The organism is Plantactinospora sp. KLBMP9567, assembly GCF_033446045.1.
Classification (GTDB): domain Bacteria; phylum Actinomycetota; class Actinomycetes; order Mycobacteriales; family Micromonosporaceae; genus Plantactinospora.
In genome coordinates this window covers 135,835-152,380 of record NZ_JAWQRR010000050.1, presented here as the reverse complement: position 1 = coordinate 152,380, position 16,546 = coordinate 135,835, and the positions used below count along the sequence as shown (strand labels likewise).

The window sequence follows — 16,546 nt, the reverse complement described above, 5'->3', positions numbered from 1 at the left end:
CTCCAGGTGGCCGGGGGTCAGCTTCAGGAAGCTGAACGGGCCCGCCGCCAGCAGTTCGGGGCCGAGATCCGCCATGTCCAGATCCGGAGCCGCCAACCACACCCGCTGACCCGACACCAACGGCGCCCACACATTCGGCACCACCAGGTCGAACGCCACCGACGAGAACAACGCCGAACCACCCGCACCACGACCAGCCAACTCCCGCGCCGCCCACGACACATGGTTGACCAACCCACGATGCGACACCGCCACACCCTTCGGCCGACCCGTCGACCCCGACGTGAAGATCACGTACGCGAGGCGATCGAGATCGGTCGGTACCGAGAGCGGCGTCGCGGGCTGGTCCGCGATGGTCGGCGCGTCCCGGTCGACCAGGACCCGCACCGGGATCTCCGGGAACCGGTCGGCGTAGCCGGAGCCGGTCACCACCACCCGGGCACCGGCGTCGGCCAGCATGTCGGCGAGCCGGTCGGCCGGGTGGGCCGGGTCGAGCGGCACGTACGCGCCGCCGGCCTTCCAGACCGCCAGCATCGCCACGAGCAGGTCCGGACCCCGGTCCAGCAGCACCCCGACGACCGACTCCGGTACCACGCCGCAGGCGCGCAGGTGCCGGGAGAGCCGGTTCGCCCGGGCGTCCAGTTCGGCGTACGTGAGCTGCTGGCCGGCGCACTCGACCGCCACCGCGTGCGGGTTGGCCGACATCTGCGCGACGAACCGCTCCGGCACGGCCGGTCCGGCCGGCTCGGCCGTGGTGCGGTTCCACTCGACCACCAGCCGCTGCCGCTCCTCGTCGGCGAGGAAGGTGCCCCGGGCGTCGCCGTTCGGGTCCGCCGCCATCGCCTCCAGCACGGCCCGGTACATGGCGCCCATCCGGTCGCCGTTGGCCCGACTCAGCACCCGGGGGTTGACCGCCATCGTCACGTAGCCGAGCCGGACCGCCACGGCGAGCGGGAACTCGGTCGGGCTGTCGTCGATGCTGGCCATGTAGTCGACCAGATCCCGGTCGACCTGGTCGAAGTCGTGGTAGCTGAACCGGACGTCCATCAGTCGCTGGCCGTCGCCGAACTCGCGCTGGATCTCCGGCATCGGGAACCGGCGGCGCGGCCAGATCTCCATCTCCCGGGCGTACGTCCGCTGGACCAGCTCAAGCCAGGTCCGGGCGCCCCGGTCGTAGCCGAACGGCAGGCTGTTCAGGTACATCCCGTAGACCCGGTCGGCGCCGACCTCCTCGGGCCGGCCGTGCAGCACCAGGCCGGTCAGGAACGACTCCTCGGCGGTGAGCTGACTCATCACCTTCAGATGCGCGGCGAGCAGCACCGTCTTCAGCGACGCCTTCGCCCGGCTGGCCAGCTTGCGCAGGTCGGACTCCAGGTCGTGGAACGGCACCCCGAGCATCAGCGACTCGCGCGGCGCGTCCTCGTCGCCCCAGCCGGTCGGCAGGGTGAACCGGGCGTACCGGCCGACGATGTCCCGCCAGTAGTCCCGGTCGTCCGCCGAGGCCAGCGAGCGCAGTTCGGCGCCGATGAAGTCGGCGAACCGCACCGGCGGTGCCTCGACCGGGGCCGGGGTGCCGCCGTCCCGGATCTCCCGGTAGAGGTCCAGCACCTCCATCAGCAGCGAGTGGTGGCTCCAGCCCTCGATGATCGCGTGGCACTCGGTGACCGACAGCCACCAGGTCTTGTCGTCGCAGACGTGCGCGTAGAGCCGCATCAGGGTCGGCTGGGCCAGGTCGAAGACGTCGGCCCGCTCCACCGCGGTGAACTCCCGCAGCGACCGGTCCAGCTCGGCGGCGTCCAGGTGCCGCAGGTCCCGCTCCCCGACCGGCATCTCGGCGGTCGGGTACACCACCTGCATCGGCACCGAGTACGTGGTCAGGTCGATCGCGGTACGCAGCACCTCGTGCCGCTCGACCACGATCCGGGCCGCCTCGCGCAGCGCGTCCAGCGCGAACGGCCGCTCGTCGCGGATCCGGAACGAGGTGACGTTGTGGTACGCGTGCAGCTCCCCGTCGGAGAGCATCTCCACCACCATGCCGGCCTGCACCCGGGACAGCGGATACGCGTCGACCGCGCCGGTCGGCACCTTCGCCCGGTCCTCGGCGGAGAGCAGCTCGAACGGCGCCACCGGGCGCTCCGTAGCGGCCGGCGCCGACCGGCCGTCGAGGATCCCGCACAGCTCGGCGACGGTACGGTGCGCGAAGACGTCCCGGACGGAGACGTCCAGCCCGATCGCCCGCAGCTCGCCGACCAGGGCGACCGCCCGGATCGAGTGGCCGCCGAGGTCGAAGAAGCTGTCGTGCACGCCGACCCGCTCGACCCCGAGCACGTCCCGCCAGATCGCCGCGACCCGCTCCTCCACGGGGGTACGCGGAGCCACGTAGACCTGCTCGCCGGAGAGTGCGGCGCGGTCCGGTGCGGGCAGCGCGCGGCGGTCGAGCTTGCCGTTGGCGGTCAGCGGAATCCGGTCCAGTGGCACGAACGCGGCCGGCACCATGTATTCCGGCAGGCCCCGGGCGAGGAACTCGCGCAGCTCGGCCGGGCTCGGCACCTGGTCGCCCTCGGGCACCAGGTAGCCGACCAGCCGCTTGTCGCCGGGGATGTCCTCCCGGACCACCACCACCGCGTCCCGGACCCCGGGGTGCGCGGCGAGCACGGTCTCGATCTCGCCCAGCTCGACCCGGTAGCCCCGGATCTGCACCTGGTCGTCGATCCGGCCCAGGAAGTCCAGCCCACCGTCGGGCCGGCGCCTGGCCAGGTCACCACTGCGGTACATCCGGGCCCCCGCCTCGACCGCGAACGGGTCCGGCACGAACCGCTGCGCGGTCAACTCCGGCCGGTTCAAATAGCCCCGGGCCACGCCGGGACCACCCACGTGGATCTCGCCGGGCACCCCGACCGGGACCAGGTTGCCGTACCCGTCGAGGAGGTAGATCCGCAGGTCGCCGAGGGGGTACCCGACCGGGTTGCCCGGGTCGGTGATGTCCTGCGGGCGTACCTGGTGGAAGCTGGAGTGCACCGTCGTCTCGGTGATGCCGTACATGTTGAGCAGCGCCGGGCGGTCCAGGCCGAACCGGTCGGTCCAGGGCGCCAACTCGGCCATCTCCAGCTTCTCGCCGGCGAAGACCACCGCCCGCAACGCCAACCGGTCCAGCCTCGGGTCACCGTCCCGGGCGAACCCGACCAGGCTGCGGAACGCCGACGGGGTCTGGTTGAGCACCGTGACCCGTTCCCGGACCAGCAACTCCAGGAACTCGTCCGGCACCCGGGTCACCTCGCGCGGCACCACCACCAGGCGGCCGCCGTAGAGCAGCGCGCCCCAGAGTTCCCAGACGGAGACGTCGAAGGCGTACGAGTGGAACAGCGGCCACACGTCGTCGGCGGAGAACCGGTAGTGGGTCTCGCCGACGGTCAGCAGCCGGAGCACGTTGGCGTGGGTCAGGCAGACGCCCTTGGGCCGGCCGGTCGAACCCGACGTGTAGATCACGTAGATCAGGTTCTCCGGTCCGGAGAGCGGGACCGGGTTCTCGGCCGGCAGCCCCGACAGGTCCTCCTCGTCCAGGTTGACCACGGTGCCGCCGGAGAAGCCGGCGACCGTCCCGGCCAGCGACGCCTGCGTCACGATCACCGACGCGCCCGCGTCACCGACCATGAAGCCGAGCCGGTCCACCGGCTGCGCCGGGTCCAGCGGCAGGTACGCCGCACCGGACTTCAGCACGCCGAGCAGGGTCGGGACCAGGTCGATGCCCCGCTCCAGGCAGACCCCGACCAGGGACTCGGGCCCCGCGCCGAGCGCGCGGAGCCGGTGCGCCAGCCGGTTCGCCCGGGCGTTCACCTCGGCGTACGTCAGCTCGGTGCCCTCGAAGGCCACCGCGACGGCGTCCGGCGCGGTCGCCACCCGCTCCTCGAAGACCTGGTGCACGGTCCGGGTCGGCGGCACCGCGTCGATCCGGAACGGGTCGGCGACCCCGCTGACCTCGGCCCGCTCGGCGTCGTCCAGCAGGTCGACCGCGGAAAGCGCCCGACCCGGATCGGCGACGGCGGCCTGGAGCAGCCGGACCAGGTGCCCACCCATCCGCCGCATGGTGGACCCGTCGAAGAGCGCGGTCGCGTACTCCAGGTGGGCCCGCAGCCCACCGTCGGCGCCCTCCTGGATCTGGAGCGTCACGTCGAAGCGGGAGACCTGGGAAAGCGCGTCCAGCGGGGAGACCGCCAGCCCCGGCATCGCGTACCCGCCGGCGCCCGACTCGTGCATGGTGAAGGCGACCTGGAACAGCGGGGTACGGGACATGTCCCGCTCCGGCTGGAGCTCGTCGACGAGCTGCCCGAACGGCACCTCCTGATGGTCGAAGGCGGCCAGCACGGTCTGCCGGTTGGCGGCCAGCAGCTCGCCGAAGGTGATGTCGGAGTCCCACCGGGCCCGCATCACCAGGCTGTTGATGCCGTAGCCGATCAGCCGGGACAGCTCCGGCCGGTTGCGCCCGGAGACCACCGTGCCGACCGGGATGTCGGTGCCGCCGGTGTACCGGGACAGCAGCGCCTGGTAGCCGGTGAGCAGCACCATGAACAGGGTCGCGTCGTGCCGCTGGGCGAGGTCGCGGAGCTGGCCGCCGAGCCCGGCCGGCAGCTCCACCTCGACCACCGCACCGGCCCAGTCCCGGGTCGCCGGGCGGGGCCGGTCCGCCGGCAGGTCCAGCGGCGGCACCCCGCCGAGCTGCCGCCGCCAGTAGTCCAGGTGCCGCTGGTGCTCCGCCTCCGACCGGTTCCGTTCCCAGGCGGCGTAGTCGGCGTACTGCACCGGCAGCGGGGCGAGGGTGCTGGGGCGGCCGGCGAGCGCGGCCGCGTACAGCTCGCTGAGTTCCTCGGCGAAGACCCCGACCGACCAGGCGTCGCAGGCGACGTGGTGGAAGACCACGACCAGCAGGTGGTCGTCGTCGGCCAGCCGGACCAGCCGGGCCCGTACCGGCCACTGGGTGGCCAGGTCGAACGGGATCGACGGCTCCTCGGCGGCCCGCTCGAAGCCGCGGCGCTCCCGCTCCGCCTCGGGCAGGTCGGTCAGGTCCGAGACCGCCAGCCGCACCGGACCGGCCGGGTCGATCACCTGGATCGGCTCGCCCGCGACCAGCGCGTACCGGGTACGCAGGATCTCGTGCCGGCCGACCAGCTCGGTCAGCGCCCGGCGCAGTGCGGCGGAGTCCAGCGGGCCGCGCAGCCGCAGCGCGAGCGGCACCAGGTACTCCCAGCTACCCGGGTCCAGCCGGCTCAGGAACCACATCTGCTGCTGCCCGAAGGAGAGCGGCAGCGGGCCGTTCCGGTCCACCCGGCTCAGCGCCGCGCGACGGGCGCCGCGCAGCCGCCCGGCGAGCCTGGCCCGCAGCAGTTCCTCGCGGGCCGCCTCGACACTGCGCTCGATCGTGCCCTCGCCCGTGCTCATCTGTTCTGCTCCTTCAGCAACGCCAGGCCGGCCAGCAGGTCGGATTCGGAAAGCTCATCGATCTCGGCGCGGATCCGCTCCTCGACCGCCTCGGCGATCCGCGCGATCGTGGGCCGCTCGAAGACGGTCCGGACCGGAAGGTCGATCTCGAACTCCTCCTGGATCCGGGAGGCCAGCCGGACCGCGAGGATCGAGTGGCCACCGACGGTGAAGAAGTTCGTCTGGGTACCGGCGTCGACGTCGAGCAGCTCGGCCCAGATCTCGGCGATCCGCTCCTCGACCGGGCCCTGCGGCGCGACGTGGCCCGCCGCGTCCAGCTCGGCGACGGTCCGGGCCGGGGTCGGCAGCGCGCGGCGGTCGAGCTTGCCGTTGGCGGTGAGCGGAATCTTCGCCAGCGGCACGAACACGCCCGGCACCATGTAGTCGGGCAGCCGCCTGCCGCAGTGGCCGGCCAGGTCGGGGACGACCGGTGGGTTGTCGGCGTCGGGTACGTAGTAGGCGACGATCCGGGGCTGCCCCGGCTCCGGCTCGTCGGTCAGCACCACCGCGTCCCGGACCCCGGGATGCGCGGCGAGCACGGTCTCGATCTCGCCCAGCTCGACCCGGTAGCCCCGGATCTGCACCTGGTCGTCGATCCGGCCCAGGAAGTCCAGCCCACCGTCGGGCCGGCGCCTGGCCAGGTCACCACTGCGGTACATCCGGGCCCCCGCCTCGACCGCGAACGGGTCCGGCACGAACCGCTGCGCGGTCAACTCCGGCCGGTTCAAATAGCCCCGGGCCACGCCGGGACCACCCACGTGGATCTCGCCGGGCACCCCGACCGGGACCAGGTTGCCGTACCCGTCGAGGAGGTAGATCCGCAGGTCGCCGAGGGGGTACCCGACCGGGTTGCCCGGGTCGGTGATGTCCTGCGGGCGTACCTGGTGGAAGCTGGAGTGCACCGTCGTCTCGGTGATGCCGTACATGTTGAGCAGCGCCGGCCGGTCCAGCCCGAACCGGTCGGTCCAGGGCGCCAACTCGGCCATCTCCAGCTTCTCGCCGGCGAAAATCACCGCCCGCAACGCCAACCGGTCCAGCCTCGGGTCACCGTCCCGGGTGAACCCGACCAGGCTGCGAAACGCCGACGGGGTCTGGTTGAGCACCGTCACCCGCTCGGCGACCAGGAGCTCCAGGAACTCGTCCGGCAACCGGGTCACCTCGCGCGGCACCACCACCAGGCGGCCGCCGTAGAGCAGCGCGCCCCAGAGTTCCCAGACCGAGACGTCGAAGGCGTACGAGTGGAACAGCGGCCACACGTCGTCGGCGGAGAACCGGTAGTGCGACCGGGTGGTGCTGAACAGCCGGAACACGTTGGCATGGGTCAGGCAGACGCCCTTGGGCCGGCCGGTCGAACCCGACGTGTAGATCACGTAGATCAGGTCTTCGGGGTGGGAGACCGGCGAGGGGTTCTCCGCCGGCAGTCCCGACAGGTCCTCCTCGTCCAGCACCAGCAGCTCGCCGTCGAAGAACCCGGAGACGGTGCCGACCAGCGACGCCTGCGTCACGATCACCGGTGCACCCGCGTCGGCGACCATGAAGCCGAGCCGGTCCACCGGCTGCGCCGGGTCCAACGGCAGGTACGCCGCACCCGACTTCAGCACCCCCAGCAACGCCGGAACGAGGTCGATCCCCCGCTCCAGGCAGACCCCGACCAGGGACTCCGGCCCCGCACCCAACGCCCGCAGCCGGTGTGCCAGCCGGTTCGCCCGGACGTTCACCTCGGCGTACGTCAACGAGACACCCTCGAAGGTCACCGCCACCGCGTCCGGGGCGAGCAGCACCCGCTCCTCGAAGACCTGGTGCAGGCAGCGGTCCGGGGTACCGGTACGGAACGGGTCGCTCCGGCCGGTGCCGATCAGCTCGTCGACCGGGTCGAGGAAGTCCACCGCGCCGAGCCGCAGCTCCGGATCGGCGGTGACCGCCTGGAGCAGCCGGACCAGGTGCCCGCCCATCCGGTCCACGGTGGAGCGGTCGAAGAGCGCGGTCGCGTACTCCAGGGCGCCGAGCATCGTGCCGTCTTCCTGGATCCGGACGAAGAGCGTCAGGTCGGTCTTGGCGATCTGCCACGCCTCGGTGAACGCCGCCAGGTCGTCGGCCCGCACCGCCCCGCCGGTCAGCCCCTCGTCATGCAGGTCGAACGCGACCTGGAACAGCGGGGTACGGGACATGTCCCGGTCCGGCTGGAGGTCGTCGACGAGCTGCTCGAACGGCAGCGTCTGGTGCGCGAACGCGGCCCGGCAGACCTCCCGGGTCGCCTCCAGCGCCTCGCCGAACCGCATCCCCGCGGTGAGGTTCGGCCGCAGCACCAGCGAGTTGAGGAAGAACCCGACCATGTCCTCCAGCTCGGGCCGGTTGCGGCCGGCCACCGGGGTGCCGACGGCGACGTCCCAGCGTCCGGCGTACCGGGCGAGCAGCGTGCTGAACGCGGTCAGCATCGTCATGTACGGCGAGGCGCCGTACCGCCGGCCCAGGTCGCGGATCGCGGCGGCCAGCTCGGTCGGGATGGTGAACGGGGCGAGCGCGCCCTTCGGGTCGCGGCGGGCCGGTCGGGGGCGGTCGGTCGGCAGGTCCAGCGGCCCGAGCCCGTCGAGGGCCTTCCGCCAGTACGCCAGCTCGGCCGCCAGCACCTCCTCGGTCAGCCAGCCCTGCTGCCAGTGCGCGAAGTCCGGGTACTGGACCGGCTGCGCCGGCAGTTCCGGGGCACGCCCGGCCGCCACCGCGGCGCAGAGTTCCCGCAGCTCCCGTTCCAGCACCACGGACGACCAGCCGTCGCAGGCGATGTGGTGCAGGGTGAGCAGCAGCACCGACTCGCCCGCCGGGGCACGGCCGGCGGTGGCCGGGATCCGCACCGAGGTCGGCGGGGTGGGCGTCGGCGTGCCGGGGAAGCGGACCAGCAGTGCCCGCCAGACCGGGCCGGTGGCCAGGTTGAAGCCGCGCTCGAACTCGCCCCGGAACACCGTCTCCAGGTCGGCGGCGTCGGCCTCGACCACCCGCAGCTCGACCGGTCCCGGTGCGTCGATCACCTGGCGGGGCTCGCCGCCCTCCTCGACGTACCGGGTACGGAGGATCTCGTGCCGCCCGGCCAGCGCGTCCAACGCCCGCCGGACGGTACTCTGGTCGACCTCGGGGCCGAGCCGGACGAAGAGCGGGGCGACCCACTCGGTGTTGCCGGGCTCCAGCCGGTCCAGGAACCAGAGCCGGCGCTGCCCGAACGACAGCGGCAGCGGCCCGGTCCGGGGCACCGGAATGATCGGCGGGCCGTCGTCGGACGGCACCGCGATCAGCTTCGCCTGCTGCTCCACGGTGGGCGCGGCGAAGAGGCCGCGCAGCGCGACCTTGCTGCCGGAGGCCGCCCGGAGTTGGTTGGCGAGCCGGGTCAGCAGCAGCGAGGAGCCGCCGAGCGAGAAGAAGTCGTCGTGCACGCCGACCTGGTCGACCCGGAGCAGTTCCGCCCAGGCCCGGGCGACCAGCCGCTCGGCGGCGTTGCGCGGCGCCACGTACGGCGGGCGGCCGTCCTCGGCCGCGGCGTCCGGCGCCGGCAGCGCCGCCCGGTCCACCTTGCCGCTGCCGCCCAGCGGGAACTCCGGCAGGGCCACGAAGGCGGCCGGGATCATCGGGTCGGGCAGCCGGTCCCGCAGGAAGGTACGCAGCCGGTCGGCGGCCGGCACCCGCTCCCCGGTGACATACCCGACGAGCCGCTTGCCGCCCTCGGCGGTCTCCACCGCCAGCACCACGGCGGCACTGACGTCCGGGTGGGCGACCAGCGCCGACTCCACCTCACCGGGCTCGATCCGGACCCCGTTCACCTTGACCTGGTGGTCGAGCCGCCCGATGTACTCCAGGGTGGCGTCGGCCCGCCACCGCACCAGGTCGCCGGTGCGGTAGAGCCGGGACCCGGGCGGCCCGTACGGGTCCGGGACGAACTTCTCGGCGGTCAGGTCCGGCCGGCCGAGGTAGCCCCGGGCCACCCCGACCCCGCCGGCGTGCAGCTCACCGGCGACCCCGACCGGCACCGGGTCGCCGTTTCCGTCCAGTACCAGCACCCGCAGGTTGGCCAGCGGCCGGCCGATCGGCACCGGGCCGGTCGGCAGCGCCGGGTCGTACGGGTGCGCGGTCACGTCGATGGCGCACTCGGTCGGCCCGTACGTGTTCCAGAGGGTGACCTTGAGCCCGTCGGTGAGCCGTCGGCACAGCTCGGCGTGCAGGGGCTCGCCGGCCGAGAAGAGCAGCCGCAGGGAGCTGCAGTCCCGCCAGCCCGGATCGTCGGCGACCAGCCGGAGCACCGACGGCACGCCCTGGAAGACGGTGACGCCGTACCGGCTGATCGCCCGGACCAGCGCCGCCGGGTCGCGCTCGGCGCCGACCGGTGCGAGCGCCACGGTGCCGCCGCTGACCAGCGGGGCGAAGAACTCCCAGCAGGCCGCGTCGAAGGTGAGCGCGGTCTTCTGCAACACCCGGTCGGCCGGGCCGAGGCCGTGCTGCCGCACCGCCCAGTCGACCCGGTTGGCGATCGCCGCGTGGCTGATCATCACGCCCTTGGGCCGGCCGGTGGAACCCGAGGTGTAGATCGCGTAGGCGAGGTCGTCCCCGGTCGCCGGGTTGACCGGCGCCTCGTCGGGCAGCCCGGCCAGCTCGGCCGAGATGTCGTCGAGGCGGACCACCCGGGCGCCGGTGCCGGCCACCAGGTCGGCGTGGGCCGATCCGGTCAGCACGATCCCGGCGCCGGTGTCGGTCAGCACCCAGTTCGCCCAGTCCCGAGGGTGGTCCGGAGTCAGCGGTACGTAGCCGGCACCCGCCTTCCAGACGCCGAGCAGCGCGACGACCAGGTCCACGTCGCGGGGCAGGCAGACCCCGACCAGCGTGTCGGGCCCGGCACCGAGGTCGCGCAGGTACCGGGCCAGCCGGTTGGCCCGGCGGTCCAGTTCGGCGTACGTCACCTCGACGTCGCCGGCCAGTACGGCGACCGCGTCGGGCGTGGCCGCCACCTGGCGGGCGACCAGCGCCGGCAGGATGTTGGCGGACCCGGCGACGGTCGCCGGCCCGCTGGAGTCGCCGACCAGGTCAGTCCGGCTTCGATCGGGGTTCATCGGTGCTCCTCACCTTGTCGCGGGGGCGGTCAGCTCTGTGCCGCCGCCATCCGCTGGCGCAGGCTCAGCGGGCGCATGTCGGTCCAGACCTCGCCGATCCGGGCGAGGCAGTCGGCACGCGGGCCCTCGGTGCCCTCGGCGTGCCAGCCCGCCGGCAGATCCCGGTCGGCGGGCCAGATGGAGTACTGCTCCTCGTCGTTGCGGACCACCCGGTACACCCGGTCGTCGGTCTGCTCGTCAGCCATCGGAACTCCTTGTGGTTGTCGGGACTCCGGCCGAGGGCCGGATCACCTGGGATTCGCGGTGCCACCCGAAGCGGGCGGGATCACCTGGGATTCGCGGTGCCACGCGGTGCCGCCGGTGGCGGGCAGGAAGTCGTCGACGCGGATGCCGAGGCCCCGCTCGACGGCGGCGGCCCGGACGAACTCCGCGAGGGCGATGTCCAGGGCGCCGAGGCCGAACGGCGAGAAGACCACCGTCCGGTCGGGATCGCGTCGGAAGCCGCCGGTGCCGCGCAGGATCTGGCCGATCGGCGCGTCGATGAAGTCCCGGTGCCCCACCTGCTGCTCGGTGAGGTGCAGCGAGGTCTGCTCCCGGCACACGTGGTCGGCGTCGTCGACCACGTTCTGACTGGCCAGGATCGTCGCCGGGGTCAGGTCGCGCAGCGAGACGTGCAGCACGAGGGTGCCGGGCCGGGCCGGGCCGAGGTCGAGGTGCGGCTCGGCCGCCGTGGTGGCGATCGAGACCAGGTCGTGCGCCGCGACGGCCCGGCCGGCGTCGGCGGCCAGCGTGACGTGCAGGGTCGGCGATAGGTCGGCGCAGTTGCGGGCGAACGCGGCCGCCCGGGTGCAGTCGTTGTCGAAGAGGGTCACCTCGGTCAGCGTCGGCAGCGCGGCGAGCAGGAAGCGCAGCACCTCCAGGTTGATCACGCCGCAGCCGATCAGGGCCACCCCGCTCGGGCCCGGCTCGCGGACCAGCAGCCGGGCGGCGAGCGCGGCACTGGCCGCGGTCCGCTTGGCCGAGATCACCGAGCCTTCGAGCAGCGCCGTCGGCTGCCCGGTCTCCAGGTCGTTGACCAGGATGCTGGCGCTGGCCCGGGCCAGCCCGGTGGTGATGTTCCCCGGCCAGGAGGCGATCCACTTCATCCCGGCGGCCGGTGAGTTCCCGCCGACGTACGCGGGCAGCCCGATGATCCGGTTGCGGGGCTGGTCGGGAAAGCGGAGGAATATCGAGTGCGGCACCGCGGTGGCACCCTCATCGTGCAACTTGTACGCCTCGCCGACCAGCTCGATCAACGCGAGTTCGCGCTCGGCCAGGATCTGTTGCACGTCGTCATATCGAAGGATCAGCATCAGGCCTGATCACCACCGGCAGCTTCCTTCCAGAGGTGCGAAACCTCACCGAAGCGGTTCCGTACCCAGTCGTCGGAGTAGATCGTGTCAAGGTAGCGGTCGCCACCGTCGGGGAAGATGAGCACACATCTCGCGTCCTCGGGAATGTTCCGGCTGCGCCGCTCCAGGGCCGCGACGGTGGCCCCGGAGGAACCGCCGGCCAGGATCGCCTCCCGGGCGGTGAGCCGGCGGCAGGCGGCGACGCACTCGAGGTCGGTCACGTGGATGACCTCGTCGGCGGCGTCCGGGTCGAAGAGTCCCGGCCGCAGCGACGCGCCGTGCCCGGGGAGCAGCCGCTCGATCGGCTGCTGCCCGTCGAAGATCATGCTGCCGACCGCGTCGACCGCGACGATCTTCGTGTTCAACCCGTGCTCGCGGACGTAGTCCGCACAGCCGCGCAGGGTGCCGCAGGAGCTGACCGCGCAGAACAGGTAGTCGACGGAACCGTCGAGCGCCTCGACGATCTCGCCCATGGTCTGCCGGTGCGCGATCGGGTTGAGCGGGTTCGCGTACTGGTTGGGCCAGAACGCGTGCGGGGTGTTCGACACCAGTTCGCGGACCCGGCGTACCCGCACCGGCAGGTACTCGCCGCTGTCCGGGTCGGGCCGGTTCACCACCTCGACCGACGCCTGGTACGCCCGCAGTATCGCGATGTTCTGTTCGGTCGTCTTGGCGTCCACCACGCAGACGAACCGGAGCCCGAAATACCGGCAGATCTGGGCGAGCCCGACCGCCAGATTTCCCGAGCTGGACTCGACCACCACCGATCGGCCCGGCTGGAGCTCGCCGCTGCGAATTTTCTCCAGCAGCATGCTCAGTGCGGTCCGATCCTTGACGCTGCCGCCGGGATTGAACCGCTCCAGCTTCGCGAACACCTTAATTCGTGAATCGGGTATCAGGCGTTCCAGTTCCACCAGAGGGGTGTTCCCGACGGCCGCGAGGATGCCCTTCAGCGCAGGCGGTGAACCTTTTTCAACCTCCCCTTGAGGTTGGTCGTGGCCGCCGGTGAAGGCCGGCGTGCAGGCGCCGTGCTCTCCAGGTCGTAAAAGGTCCATTGGCACGGCTTTCCCTTCGCGGGTCAGTTACGTTCCCAGGAAACGTCACCGCCAGGTGCCGTTCCCACGGTTGGCGCCGGCCTGCTTTCTCGGCTCCTTGACATCCTGCGACCCGCGGCTATACCAGCCCCATATCGAAACTATCTTCGAAAACGAGCCGGGCTCCGCCGCCCCGAAAGTCGGGGACGGCGGAGCCCGGTGGGTCCGATGTGGGCGGGTTATTCGCGTACGCCGGCCAACTCCACCGCGCGGGTCCGGTTCGCGAGCCGGACCGGCACCACGGCACCGAGTACGGCCAGCGCGGCGCTGATCACCGCGATCAGGGCGACCGTGCCCCACGGCACGCTGACCGGGGTGGCCCCGACGAGCTGCCCCAGGGCGAGCCGCAGCCCGACCAGGTTCACCGCCGACGCCCCCACCGCGAGCAGTACGCCGACCCCGGCCACCAGCAGCGACTCGGCGGCGAAGACCCGGAGCACCTGTGGCGGGGTGGCCCCGGCCAGCCGCAGGATCGCCAGGTCCCGGAGCCGGTCCGAGGTCGCCATCACCAGCGTGTTGACGATGGCGATGAAGCAGAAGACGATCGCGATGCCGAGCACCAGCACCATGCCCAGCGTGCTTGCCTGGCTGTTCTCGCTGCTCTCCTCGCCGAGCCAGTCCTCGGCCGGAACCGCGCGGGCACCCAGCCCGGCCGTGGCGCTGGCCAGGGCCGACCGGACGGTCGCCGGGTCGGTGCCCTCTTGCAACGAGACGTAGATCCGGCGGGCCAGACCGGTGAAGGCGTACTTGGCGGTGCCGGCGTACCTCGTGCTCAGGTAGGCGACGTCGTTGCTGCCCGAGGTGGTGTTGAGCACCGCCACCACCCGCAGCGGCACCGTACTGCCGTCGGCCATGAAGACCTCGACGGTCTCGCCGACCCCGACTCCCCAGTCGTCGTTGACGATGATGGTGTCGTCGCGCAGGTCCGCCGGGGAGCCCTCGTCGACCGGCAGGGTCAGGGTGCTGGACAGCGCCGCCGGGTCGACGGCCAGCGCCTCGTAGTCGGCCAGCCGGGCGTCGTCCCGGGCGTACACCATGGTCGGCAGCGCGGCGACCACGTCGACGCCGGGGATCGCCCGGACCCGCTCGGTGACCGCCTCGTTGACCCCGGGCGTGCCGTCCGGGGTCACCACGAAGTCGGCGGTCACCTGGTTGCGCCGGCCGCTGTCCTTGGCCCGGTCGATGGTGGCGGCCGCGCCGAGCAGCGAGATGGAGAGCCCGACGGTGAGCAGCACCGGCGCGGCGGTGGCCGCGGTACGCCGCACCGCGGTCAGCGCGCTCTCCCGGACCAGCATCCCGGCGGCGCCGCCGAGCCGTCCGAGCGGCCAGGTGATCAACCGGGCGATCGGCTTGACCACCACCGGGGCGAGCAGCGCGAAGGCGAGGATCGGCAACATCAGCACCCCGATGTACCGGGTCGGCACCATCACCATGCCCGGGTTCACCACCGCCACCCAACCGATGGTGACCAGGCCGAAGGCCAGCGCCATCAGCCCGTAGAGCCACCGGCCGGAGGTCATGGTGCGGGAGTCCACGGCGGCGTCCCGGAGCGCCTCGATCGGGCGTACGTCGCCGGCCCGGCGGGACGCCGCCCAGACCCCGGCCAGCGCCACTCCCAGCCCCACGCCGAAGGCGATCAGCAACGGCACCCAGACCGCCGGCCCGGTGGAGAACTCGACGGTGAACCACGGCGGGGCGAGCCCCAGCTCGACCATTCCGTCGGCCAGCAGCGGCGCGGCGCCCAGCCCGAGCGCGCAGCCGACGACCGCCGAGGTGAGCCCGACCACGAACGCCTCGGCCAGCACCATCCGGCGTACCTGCCGGGGCGTGGCGCCGACCGTGCGGAGCAGGGCGATCTCCCGGCGCCGCTGGGCGACCGCGAAGGCGAAGGTCGAGGCGACCAGGAAGACCGAGACGAAGCCGGCGACCACGGCGGTGATCGGCAGCAGCGTCTGGGTGTTGTCGATCGCCTCCCGGTCGGCGTTGTAGCTCGGGTCCAGCACGTTGCGCCGCTGCCCGGTGAGTACTTCGGCGTCCCCGCCGACGGCCTGCCGCACCGCCTCCGGTGCCCCGTAGGAGACCAGCGCCTCGACCCGGGGCGAGAGCCGGGCCGCCTCCGCCTCGGTGAAGAAGACCGCGGACTCGAAGTCGGCCGGCGCCGTCACCCCGGCGACCGTGTAGTCGCGCGGCCCCCCGGTGCTGAAGACGGTGACCCGCTCGCCCGGTCCGGCACCGCCGCTCGGCACCACGACCTCGTTGTCGGCCTGCGGCGGCCGGCCGGCGGCCAGCGCGTACGGGGCGAACTCGGCGCTGGACCAGCCGTGCCCGACCTGGTCGTCGGCGCCGCCGGAGAGCTGGGCGTAGAAGCTGCGGACCGGGACGGTGCGACCCAGCGCCCCGACCTCGGCAGCCAGCCCGTCGGAGATGCCCCGGGCCTGGATCAGCGAACGGCTGCCCGGGTCGTGCCGAGCCGGATCCCACTCCGGGTCGAGCGCGGCGACCACCACCGGGGCGGCGGCGAACCGCTGTGGCGCCCGCTCGGGCAGCCCCAGGGTGGCGCCGATCTCCAGCCCCATCGCGGCGATCATGCCAGCGCCCAGGGTCAGCGCGACGAACGTACCGACGAAGGCGGCCCAGCGCACCCGCAGCGTCTGCAACGCGATGCTCAGCACGCGCCGACCTCCATGCGCGTCATCCGGGCGGCGATCGCCTCGGCCGTCGGGTTGACCAGCTCACCGGCGAGCGCACCGTCGGCGAGGAAGACCACCCGGTCCGCGTTGGCGGCGGTCACCGGGTCGTGCGTCACCATCACGATGGTCTGCCCGTGCCGGTCGACCAGGCCGCGCAGCAGCGCCAGCACCTCCCGGCTGGTGCTGGTGTCCAGCGCACCGGTCGGCTCGTCCGCGAAGAGCACCGCCGGCTTCGTCACCAGGGCGCGGGCGATCGCGACCCGCTGCTGCTGGCCGCCGGAGAGCTGCGCCGGCCGGTGCCCGCCCCGGTTGCCGAGCCCCACCTCGGCGAGTACCTCCGCCACCTCGGACCGGCTCGGCTTGCGCCCGGCCAGCCGCAGCGGCAGCGCCACGTTCTGCTCGGCGGTCAGCGACGGCAGCAGGTTGAACGCCTGGAAGACGAAGCCGATCTTGTCTCGCCGGAGCAGGGTCAGCGCGGTCTCGCTCAGCCCGGTCAGGTCGGTGCCGCCGATCACCACCCGGCCGCCGGTCGGCCGGTCCAGCCCCGCCGCGCACTGCAACAGGGTCGACTTGCCCGAGCCGGACGGCCCCATGATCGCGGTGAAGCTTCCGGCCCGGAGATCGAGCGACACGTCCCTCAGGGCGGTCACCGCGTTCTGACCCGAACCGTACGTCTTGCTCAGCGACTCCAGCCGCACAGCCTGCTCCATAGCGAGCATCCAATCACTGATCGTTAGATCGACACATGAGATACCACCCTGAGAACCCCCGGACCGGCGACCCTGAGGTGTCCCGGGTTTCGGGCGGTTCCC

7 protein-coding genes are annotated in these 16,546 nt (G+C 72.7%); all 7 read right to left on the bottom strand.

Annotation, left to right across the window (positions count from 1 at the left end; translation table 11 throughout):
• Positions 1-5,433: non-ribosomal peptide synthetase (locus R6Y94_RS37370; RefSeq protein ID WP_318401242.1), on the bottom strand; the 5,433-nt coding region annotated here is incomplete at its 3' end.
• Entirely contained in the window at positions 5,430-10,559 is a 5,130-nt protein-coding gene (locus R6Y94_RS37365; protein ID WP_318401240.1) for a non-ribosomal peptide synthetase, read from the bottom strand. The genes R6Y94_RS37365 and R6Y94_RS37370, both read right to left, overlap by 4 nt.
• A 29-nt stretch (positions 10,560-10,588) precedes the next feature.
• The gene (locus R6Y94_RS37360) at positions 10,589-10,804 is read right to left on the bottom strand and encodes an MbtH family protein (protein WP_101365415.1); all 216 of its coding nucleotides are present in this window, start codon (positions 10,802-10,804) and stop codon (positions 10,589-10,591) included.
• Positions 10,805-10,846: 42 nt separating this feature from the next.
• Complete coding sequence (sbnB, locus tag R6Y94_RS37355) at positions 10,847-11,911, bottom strand: 2,3-diaminopropionate biosynthesis protein SbnB (protein WP_318401239.1); 1,065 nt, start codon at positions 11,909-11,911, stop codon at positions 10,847-10,849.
• The gene (gene sbnA / locus R6Y94_RS37350) at positions 11,911-12,894 is read right to left on the bottom strand and encodes a 2,3-diaminopropionate biosynthesis protein SbnA (RefSeq protein WP_318401265.1); all 984 of its coding nucleotides are present in this window, start codon (positions 12,892-12,894) and stop codon (positions 11,911-11,913) included. Before sbnA ends, sbnB begins: the two co-directional genes overlap by 1 nt.
• A 329-nt stretch (positions 12,895-13,223) precedes the next feature.
• Positions 13,224-15,716 carry an FtsX-like permease family protein gene (locus tag R6Y94_RS37345; RefSeq protein ID WP_318401237.1) on the bottom strand — a complete coding sequence of 831 codons (2,493 nt, stop codon included), beginning with the start codon at positions 15,714-15,716 and terminating at the stop codon, positions 13,224-13,226.
• On the bottom strand, positions 15,710-16,444 hold the full coding sequence (locus tag R6Y94_RS37340; RefSeq protein WP_318401235.1) for an ABC transporter ATP-binding protein: 735 nt from the start codon (positions 16,442-16,444) through the stop codon (positions 15,710-15,712). Before R6Y94_RS37340 ends, R6Y94_RS37345 begins: the two co-directional genes overlap by 7 nt.
• Between the last annotated feature and the right edge of the window lie 102 nt (positions 16,445-16,546).